Origin of the sequence: Candidatus Palibaumannia cicadellinicola (assembly GCF_002855795.1) — a bacterium.
Taxonomy (GTDB): domain Bacteria; phylum Pseudomonadota; class Gammaproteobacteria; order Enterobacterales; family Enterobacteriaceae; genus Baumannia; species Baumannia cicadellinicola_C.
On the sequence record NZ_NJPO01000003.1, the window covers coordinates 1 to 3,486 of the forward strand.

General features: G+C 30.9%; 2 protein-coding genes. Both read left to right on the top strand.

Annotation, left to right across the window (positions count from 1 at the left end):
• Positions 1-85: 85 nt before the first annotated feature.
• A complete protein-coding gene (glmU, locus tag CEX73_RS00065) occupies positions 86-1,462 on the top strand; it encodes a bifunctional UDP-N-acetylglucosamine diphosphorylase/glucosamine-1-phosphate N-acetyltransferase GlmU (RefSeq protein ID WP_101626625.1) in 1,377 nt (458 codons plus the stop codon).
• 83 nt (positions 1,463-1,545) lie between these two features.
• Complete coding sequence (gene glmS / locus CEX73_RS00070; protein ID WP_101626626.1) at positions 1,546-3,381, top strand: glutamine--fructose-6-phosphate transaminase (isomerizing); 1,836 nt, start codon at positions 1,546-1,548, stop codon at positions 3,379-3,381.
• Positions 3,382-3,486 lie beyond the last annotated feature (105 nt).

A 3,486-nucleotide genomic window follows, 5' to 3' on the forward strand; every position in this document is an offset into this window, starting at 1 on the left:
AGTATATTTACATCAAGATGTAATCTTTTTTCTTTTATGATATGAGAACTAAAAAAAATTTTTTTGCCTAAATAATAGGATAAGTATGTCAAAACAAAAATTAAGTATAGTAATTCTAGCCGCAGGTAAAAGTACAAGAATGAATTCTCATTTACCAAAAGTATTGCATCATTTAGCTGGTAAACCAATCATACAATATGTCATTGATGCTGCTATGCAATTAAATGCTACTAATATTTATTTAATTTATGGTGCATATGGTACCTTATTACAACAACAGCTAGCAAAAAAAAATCATTCTTTAAATTGGGTAAAACAAATAGAACAATGCGGTACTGGACATGCAGTCCAACAAGTTATTCCAGTTTTGGATGATGATGAAAAAGTTTTAATTCTCTATGGTGATGTTCCACTAATATCTCCAAAAACATTAGAACGTCTGTTAGCTGCACATCCTGAACAAGGTATTAGTTTATTAACAGCCAAGTTAGATAATCCAGATGGATATGGACGTATATTATATAAAAATAAAGAAATTATTGGGATAATAGAACATCAAGAAGCAAATCAAGAACAACAACTTATTAATGAAATTAATACTGGTATTTTAGTAGCACGTGGGAATAACTTAAAGCGTTGGTTAAAGAAATTAACTAATAAAAATACTCTAAAAGAATTTTATCTTACAGATATTATTACGTTAGCTTGGCAGGAAGGACAAATAATTAATGTTGTGCATCCTGAACGACTGAGTGAAATCAAAGGAGTCAATAATTGTTTACAACTAGCTATTCTTGAACGTATTTATCAGCAAGAACAAGCAGAACGTTTATTATTAGCTGGGGTTAAAATTGCTGATCCTACTAGATTTGAGTTACGCGGAGAACTTCAGCATGGATATGATCTTTATATTGATACTAATGTCATTATTGAAGGAAAAGTTACTATTGGTAATCAAGTAACAATAGGTACTGGTTCTGTTATTAAAAACACAGTCATTAATAATAATGTTGTAATTAAACCTTATTCTATTATTGAATACTCACATTTAGCTACCAGAAGTACTGTAGGACCTTTCGCACATTTATGTTCTGGTAGTGAACTTCAAGAAGATGCTTATGTTGGTAATTTTGTAGAAATAAACAGATCATTACTTGGGAAACAATCTAAAGTAGCACATTTAAGTTACCTGGGTGATGCTCAAATTGGTACAAAAGTTAATATTGGCGCAGGTACTATAACTTGTAATTATGATGGTGCTAATAAACATAAAACCATTATTGGAGATAATGTATTTATTGGCTCAGATAGTCAACTAATTGCACCTATTACTATTGGTAATGGGGCAACAATTGGTGCTGGAACGACTGTGACAAATGACATAGCTTCTAATGAAACGATTATTAGCCGAATACGTCAGTTTCCTATTCTTAACTGGCAGCGACCAGTAAAAAAATTTTAGATATTAGATATAGAATCTACAGTACTCTGTACTTTATATTATATTATCATTCTACCTAAAATTAGGTTTAGGAATAAAACTCAATGTGTGGAATAATAGGTGCCGTTGCACAACGCAATATTGTTAATATTCTATTAGAAGGATTACGTCTACTTGAATATCGTGGATATGATTCTGCCGGGCTAGCCGTTATAAATCATAATAATAACTTACAATACTTACGTAAAGTAGGAAAAGTAAATACTTTAGTAGAAGCAGTTAAGCAATATTCATTAAGTGGTGAAACTGGTATTGCTCATACTCGTTGGGCTACTCATGGTAATCCAACAGAAAGTAACGCTCATCCTCATATTTCAAATAATATTATTATAGTTCATAATGGGATAATTGAAAATTATCAATTATTACGTGATATATTACGTCAGCGTGGTTATTCTTTTCTTAGTGAAACAGACACTGAAGTTATTGCTCACTTAATACATTGGGAACAGTGTCAAAAAAATAATTTATTAACTCAAGTAATACAAAGAGTTATTCCTCAACTCCATGGTACTTATAGTATAGTAATTATGGATAACCTAAATCCTAGTAGGTTAGTTGCAGCTCGTTCTGGTAGTCCATTAATTATTGGACGTGGAGAAGAAGCTAATTTTTTTGCTTCAGATCAGCGTGCGTTACTACCAGTAACACGTCGCTTTATTTTCTTAGAAGAAGGAGATATAGCAGAAATTACAAACAAAACTATTTGTATATGGAATAATATAGGAAAAATAGTAGAGCGAGCTGAAATAGTATATCAGATTAAAACTGATATGAAAGATATAGATAAAAGTCCATATTGTCATTATATGCAAAAAGAAATTTATGAACAACCATTAGCTATAAAAAATACAATCGAAAAACATCTATGCTCTGGATTAATTACCATGGCAGAGTTAGGCCCAGATATTGATATACTATTAAGACAAGTACAGCATGTTCAGATTATTGCCTGTGGCACTTCTTATCACTCAGCTATGGTATCTCGTTATTGGTTAGAAGCATTAGCCAAATTACCATGTGATATAGAAATAGCTTCTGAATTTCGATATCGTAAATCAATAGTACGATCAGGTAGTTTGCTAATTACACTCTCTCAATCTGGTGAAACGGCTGATACACTTGCAGCATTACGATTAACTAAAAATATGGGTTATCTAGGATCACTCACTATTTGTAATGTAGCTTGTTCTACACTAGTTCGTGAATCTGATTTTGTACTAATAACTAATGCTGGTACAGAAATTAGCGTAGCTTCTACAAAAAGTTTTACAACACAATTAACATTACTGTTAATGTTTGTAATATATATAGCTCGTATCCGTGGTATAAATAAATTGAGTGAAAAACAAATCGTTCATGCATTACAAAAATTACCAAGCTGTATTGAACAAATATTATTATTAGATCAAGCCATTAAACATTTAGCAGAAGTTTTTATTAATAAAGAACATGCGTTATTTTTGGGGCGTGGTACTCTTTATCCTATTGCGATGGAAGGAGCATTAAAGCTAAAAGAAATATCTTATATACATGCTGAAGCTTATGCCGCTGGAGAACTTAAGCACGGGCCTTTAGCATTAATAAATCCAGGTATGCCAGTTATTGTAATAGTATCTAATAATGAATTATTAGATAAACTAAAATCTAATATTGAAGAAGTACGCACTCGTGGTGGTCAATTATATATTTTTGCAGAAAAAAATATTACTTTTACTAAAAGTAAAGAGATGAAAGTCATTTTTTTACCTAATATAGAGCCATTACTAGCGCCTATTTACTATGCTGTACCAATGCAAATGTTAGCGTACCATATTGCTTTAATAAAAGGAACTGATGTCGATCAACCACGTAATTTAGCTAAATCTGTAACAGTATAATAAACATTGCATTAATTATATTAACATTATAAATTATTATTTAACTGAGAAGTAACTTACTTTCCAATACAAAAACGAGAAAAAATCATTGTAAGCAAATCATTA

Coding starts and splice junctions, on each gene's coding strand:
- glmU (WP_101626625.1), top strand. CDS start 86: ATGTCAAAACAAAAATTAAGTATAGTAATTCTAGCCGCAGGTAAAAGT.
- glmS (WP_101626626.1), top strand. CDS start 1,546: ATGTGTGGAATAATAGGTGCCGTTGCACAACGCAATATTGTTAATATT.